Consider the following 5625-nt stretch of genomic DNA (forward strand, 5'->3'; position numbering starts at 1 on the left):
CACGCGCCAAGTCCAAGCCTGGCAAGACGATCGCAACCGAACGACGAAGGGCGTCGACTGGCAATTCACGACCCAACAAGCCCGCGTGAAACTGCGACGACTCTACCCCCAGCTTTTGGTGTGACAAGGGACTAGGGCCGGGCCGACCCCGCTTCAATGCATCCGTTGTCGCAATGCGTCTCTGCGCGCTCGAATCGTCCCTGCAGAAGGTTCGGTGCCGGCTCGGTCGAGGAACTTCTCGTAGTCGGCAATCGCCGCGCCATAGAGTTCGAGGCGTTCGTTCAGGATCCCCCTGTCGCGCAGCTCGCCTAGCAGCTCCGGTGCCGTGAGCAGCATTCGCTCGCAGCATTCGGCCGCCTGTGAGTAGCGCCGGCCGGCGATATGCACATGTTTCAGGTTGCCCAGCATTCGGAGCAAGACCTCGCGAGGGGTTGCCGCGCGCAGGTTGCGGCGGTCGAATACTGCGTCCGGTCCAACGGCTTGCTCGAGCCGGGCGGCGCAGTCGTCATCCGTCAGGGTCCGTCCGGCGAAGGCATCGATGATCAGATCGACGTTGCCGGTGGCCCGGGCGAGGAAGTGGCGGGGGAAAGAGATGCCGTGGATCGGGATGCCGAGCCGTGGATCGGGATGCCGAGCCGTCGACCGATCTCGATCGTCACGATGCAGAGCGTGATGGGAATTCCCGTGCGGCGCTCGAGCACTTGATGCAGGTAGCTGTTGCCGGGGTCGTCGTAGGCTTCGGTGTTGCCATGGAAACGCTCCTCCCGGTGCAGGAAATCCACCAGGGTGAGGACGCGGCCACCGGGATCCCGGAGCGAACAGAGGCGCGAGCCTGCTCGCTCGGCAAGCCCATCCAGGAGCGCACGCGAGAGGTCCGGATCGGTGCCCGGGTTCTGGTCCACGTCGAGGGTAGTTGCAACTTCTTCCAGGCTCACGTCCTCATCGCGACGTAGACGCAGGGCCAGATCGAGGAAGTTCTCGCTGGGGGGACGGGGTTGCACTCAGGTTGGGTACCGAACCCGGGCCTCTGCTTCCAACCTTTCGGCATTTCTCCTTGGATAGAATCGCCGGCCGGAAGCCGATACACTCCCACGCCATGTCCGATCGCCTGCGTCGCGAGATCGCTGGGGTGCCGGTCGCGGACCTTGCCCGCGATTTCGGCACGCCCACCTACGTCTACGATGCAGCCGTCATCGCCGAGCGCATCGCCGATCTCGCGCCTTTCGATGTGGTCCGGTACGCGCAGAAGGCGAATTCGAACCTGGCGGTCCTCGATCTGTGTCGTCGTCACGGGGTGCTGGTCGATGCGGTCAGCGCTGGCGAGATCCACCGCGCGTTGGCCGCGGGCTACGAGCCCGGCGGCGCCCCGCCCGCGATCGTCTACACCTCGGATATCTTCGACCGGGAGGCCCTCGATCTCGTCGTCCAGCACGGCATTCCCGTAAACTGCGGCTCCCCGGACATGCTCGACCAATACGGCGAGCGAGTGCCCGGTGGCGAAGTCACCCTGCGCATCAATCCGGGTTTTGGCCACGGCCATAGCCAGAAGACGAACACCGGTGGCGAGCAATCCAAGCACGGCATCTGGCACGAGGGGCTCGACGCCGCACTCGAGCGCGCGGCCGCGCACCGGTTGAAAGTGACCGGCCTGCACATGCATATCGGTTCCGGTGCGGATCTCGAACACCTGGCTCTGGTGGCGAGTGCCATGGAGCAGCTTGCCCGGCGCGTCGGTGCGAGTGTGCACATGATCAGCGCAGGAGGTGGACTTCCGGTTCCCTATCGGCCGGGCGATCCGCGGATGGACGTCCCGGCGTACTTCGGGCTGTGGGATACCGCTCGCAAGCACCTGGAAGCGGAGTTCGGCCACCCGGTCGGTATCGAGATCGAGCCGGGTCGCTTCCTGGCGGCCGAAGCCGGTTTTCTCGTGACCGAGATCCGGGCGATCAAACAGAACGGCGCAAACCGCTTCTATCTGGTGGACGCCGGATTCAACACCCTGGCCCGCCCCGCCATGTACGGCGCCTATCATCCGATGTCGATCGTCCCGGCGGACGACACCCCTCGGGCGATTCAGGAGGTCGTGGTCGGCGGCCCTCTCTGCGAGAGTGGCGATATCTTCACGCAGGAAGAGGGCGGCATCGTTCGCCACGAGCTGCTGCCCGAAGCCCGGGTTGGCGAGTACCTGATCGTGGAGACCGCAGGAGCCTATGGTTTCGTGATGGCCTCGAACTACAACTCGAAGCCCCAGCCTGCCGAGGTGATGATCGTGAACGGCAAGGCGCATCTGGCCCGCGCGCGTCAGAGTTCGGCGGACCTGCTCCGCGGAGAGCGCCTGCCGCTGAGCGACGACGCCTAGCACCACACTGTTCAGCACGCGATTCTCACGGTGACTTCTGGCTGGCTGGGCCGGCAGGGATCGAGTGAAGTTCGCAGTGGGAAGTTGCTCATCTTCCGCTTGACGTGGCTTGGCTTGGCGGTCTCGACCAGGCTGTAGAGATTCGCGCTCGCTTCGGCACCGGCCACGGTTGGGGTTCTACTCAGGTGGCTTGACGAGGGGCGGTGGCCGGCCCAGCAGCTGAGCTGCAAGTGCGGAGGGCGTCTCCGTGCCCGCGGCCGTCCCGATGAGCATCGGGCCGAGCCCCGGCCCCTCTGCGCAGGCTCCTCGCCGGGGCGATGGGACGCGCTGCTGTTCGACGTACGGAGCCTAGGCGGCTCGCGCGCGTCGGTTGTGAGCCAAGAAGGTGAGGCCTCCGAGGACCAGCAACCCCGCCGAAGGCTCGGGGACCGGGCCGCCGCCCGAGGCGCCAAAGCCGCCGAAGCCTCCGAACCCGCCAGAGCCCGAGCCGCTGCCGGTGCATCCGGGTGCGACCCCCGGCCCGCTGCAGAGGTCGTAGTTCCACTGGAAGGCGCCGACCATGTCGTAGTTGCCCGGCGCGGCGATGTTGTTCAACTGGGCCGGGCCCAGGATCTGCGCGAGGACGTTGGTGAGGGTGTCTGCCGTGTAGTTCGGGGTCCCGAGGGAGCCGCGGAACCCGGTGATCCCGCCCGGGCCCGCGATCTCAATCACGGTCGCTCCGGTGGGGAAGTTCATGACGACCGAATCGTTGCCGAGGATGTCGCCCACGTCGTAGTCGAAGATGTTGAAGAGCCGCGCCGAGAGAATGGGGAACGGCGAGGCCGGGTTCAGCGGCCGCGAGATCTGCCCACTCCAGGTGAGGTCGGGGAGCCCGTCGGGGCCGACGGCGTTGATTCCATAGGTCAGGTCGAGGGTGAAGCTCTCGCCGGTGAAGTGCGTGAAGGTCGACGAGATGGAATCCTGGGAAGCCCCATTGGGGGCCTTCGTGAAGTTCGTGAACTCGTGCAGATAAGCGAAATCCTCGAGGTAGAGGAACCAGCCCTCACGGGTGTGCCGGTTGTTCGCGAAGAGCGGATGCGTGACGGCGGCGTTCTCGACCATCGAAGAAACGCCGATCCCGGTGTTCCAATCGAGGGTTCCGTTGCCATCGATCAGGTCGACCGTGACCGCCGATGCCGAAGTCGCCAGGAGAAGGGATGACAAGGCAGCAAGAGACAGGGCGGCAAGCGACTTCACAGTGGACCTCTCGGGGGAGGGCCGCTGTGCGCCGCCCCGCCTGCATCGGGAACGCACGCCAACCGCACGAAAGCGCCGGCTCAACCATTCCCAGGTAGCTTTACCCTCTCAGAAAGCTCTCGAAAGCTCAAGCTGAAAGGCGAGAGGCCGGGATCAGTCCGACCCTGCCAGTTTCCCCATGTTTCCCCGGGGATGTGGGCTCCCAACCTCTCGAAGTGGATTTATTTTCGGGTGACTACCCATGCCGTGGCTCTCTCGCGTAGCCGCATGGGAGGCGTCAAATCGGACCGGGCTAAGGAGTTCCAACAGGGGATCCACGTCCGATAAGGGGGGTCGCATAACGAGTCCCCCGAAGGAGACCAGGGACTGATCGTCAACAGTGCCACCCATTGGGAAAGCCAGCTATCATTGCGTACCTCTCGGCACGGAGTCCGGCCCCCCTTCTTGCGTAATCGGGATCAAGCGAAGATAGGGGTCATCGCTCTGCGCACGCTCAGCGTCGATCACGAGCCGACCGAGCCAGCCGTACTTCGTCGCGAAGGCTGCGTCGATCTCGGCGCGCAAAGAAGCGGCGACGACCGGTTCGATCGTGACTGGATAGGCATCCCCACCAGACAGGATCTGCGTCTCTGATCCGCGCTCGATGTTCTGCCACCATCGCGTCTGCCCGGTGCGTACGTAGGGCGTCCCTTCGATTGCGACCATCCAGACGCGCGTCTTGCGGCGGTCTCCGTCGGCGTCCCAAGTGAGAACGTGCACGGACCAGCGCTCGAAGTCAGCCTCGCCGAGGGGGCGGTCCGCGGCTGGGGGGAGGGTACACGCTACGGTGCAGAGGAGCGCGATCACGCATACGAGCCCATGACTCGCAGACCCGGCCACGCGCAGCAGCGGGTCGAGGCGGGGGATACACGTCACGTTCCTACATGACAAGCGCATGGGGTCTTCCTCTCGGGTCTCTACTCAGCGGTCTCGTACCGGGCGAGCGTCTCGAACTCGGGAATCGTCCTCTCGTCGTCCTGGGGCGAGAGGTTCGTTCGTTCCTGGCCCATATCGCCGAGCCGATTCTGCATACGGGCTCAGCCCATCTTCCAGGGACGGTTGCCGAAGCGATCCAGCGAGACCACTTCGCCTACGGGCCTGCGCGTGGTTGGGCCGTAGCGGCCGAGTGGCCAGCCCAGCGGGATCACCACGCAAGGCGTGAAGCCGAAGGGTAGGCCCAGGATTTGTCGCGCCGCGAAGTTGCTCCAGAGCGGCATGGTATTGATGTTCGCCCCGAGGCCGGCAGCTCTGGCTGCGAGCAGCAGATTCTGGACCGCCGGAAAGATCGAGCCGTAGGTGCTGGCAGCGACCACCGGTGGAAACGCGAAGCGGTTTCCCCGAAAGCATGCGACGACGTAAACGGGGACCTCTTCGAAGTGGTCGACGCCCCACTCGGTCGCTCGATACAGCTTTTGCGCCCTCGGGTCGGCCTTCGACTTCCAGTTTGCAAACGAGCGATAGAGTCTCCACATCATCCGGTTCTGGCGGCCGAGCTTCCGCTTGATCTCCTTGTCCTTCACGATGATGAACTCCCAGCCCTGCTCGTTCTGCGCAGTTGGCCCCTTCAGTGCCAGCTCGATCAGCTTCAGCACCAGGGCATCATCCACGGGGTCTGGTTTGATCCGGCGAATGGCGCGCTGGGTTGTCATAGCCTCGGCCAAGGGCATCTGAAAGGCGTCGTAGTCACTCACTGTCAGGCTCTCCTGGGCTTGGTGCGTTGACCGAGCACGCGAATCGAAGTGTGCAGATCCGCAGGTCAAAACGTGAGATCCCCCACCCAATCGAGCTGGTGAGGATAGGAGTTCCAAGAGGGGATCCATGTCCGATAAGGGATACCTTGACAAGTGCAAGTGTAGTACCCAAGTAGAAATGTCCGGTTTCTCCAAAGTAGAAATGTCCGCTTTTTCCAGTCGCCCGGGGTACCCCCGCGGGCATGGAGACAGTGAGCATGAGCTACGAGGAACTGGATCGCGTGGGCGTGATTGAGCGCG

Annotated in this window: 6 protein-coding genes; 1 reads left to right on the forward strand and 5 read right to left on the reverse strand. The window is 64.3% G+C overall.

What is annotated here, in order from left to right; translation table 11 throughout:
• Window positions 1-153: 153 nt before the first annotated feature.
• A complete protein-coding gene (locus GY937_13725; GenBank protein ID MCP5057764.1) occupies window positions 154-408 on the reverse strand; it encodes a tetratricopeptide repeat protein in 255 nt (84 codons plus the stop codon).
• Between the two features lie 134 nt (window positions 409-542).
• On the reverse strand, window positions 543-1001 hold the full coding sequence (locus tag GY937_13730) for a hypothetical protein (GenBank protein ID MCP5057765.1): 459 nt from the start codon (window positions 999-1001) through the stop codon (window positions 543-545).
• 95 nt (window positions 1002-1096) lie between these two features.
• Between GY937_13730 and lysA the strand changes: the two genes are divergently transcribed.
• Entirely contained in the window at window positions 1097-2359 is a 1263-nt protein-coding gene (gene lysA / locus GY937_13735) for a diaminopimelate decarboxylase (GenBank protein MCP5057766.1), read from the forward strand.
• A gap of 348 nt (window positions 2360-2707) precedes the next feature.
• Here the strand turns inward: lysA and GY937_13740 are convergent, their stop codons facing one another.
• The 3 genes from GY937_13740 to GY937_13750 form a co-directional block, all read right to left on the reverse strand.
• On the reverse strand, window positions 2708-3562 hold the full coding sequence (locus tag GY937_13740) for a PEP-CTERM sorting domain-containing protein (GenBank protein ID MCP5057767.1): 855 nt from the start codon (window positions 3560-3562) through the stop codon (window positions 2708-2710).
• A 438-nt stretch (window positions 3563-4000) separates the two neighbouring features.
• Window positions 4001-4531, reverse strand: a complete 531-nt coding sequence (locus GY937_13745) for a DUF2255 family protein (protein MCP5057768.1) — start codon at window positions 4529-4531, stop codon at window positions 4001-4003.
• A gap of 140 nt (window positions 4532-4671) precedes the next feature.
• Window positions 4672-5301, reverse strand: coding sequence for a nitroreductase family protein (locus GY937_13750; protein MCP5057769.1), 630 nt, complete (start codon window positions 5299-5301; stop codon window positions 4672-4674).
• Between the last annotated feature and the right edge of the window lie 324 nt (window positions 5302-5625).

The organism is bacterium, from assembly GCA_024228115.1.
Classification (GTDB): Bacteria; Myxococcota_A; UBA9160; order UBA9160; family UBA6930.

Excerpts from the sequence above, each read along its gene's own strand:
- GY937_13725 (MCP5057764.1), bottom strand. The coding sequence starts at position 408 with ATGCTGGGCAACCTGAAACATGTGCATATCGCCGGCCGGCGCTACTCA.
- lysA (MCP5057766.1), top strand. The coding sequence starts at position 1,097 with ATGTCCGATCGCCTGCGTCGCGAGATCGCTGGGGTGCCGGTCGCGGAC.
- GY937_13745 (MCP5057768.1), bottom strand. The coding sequence starts at position 4,531 with ATGCGCTTGTCATGTAGGAACGTGACGTGTATCCCCCGCCTCGACCCG.
- GY937_13750 (MCP5057769.1), bottom strand. The coding sequence starts at position 5,301 with ATGCCCTTGGCCGAGGCTATGACAACCCAGCGCGCCATTCGCCGGATC.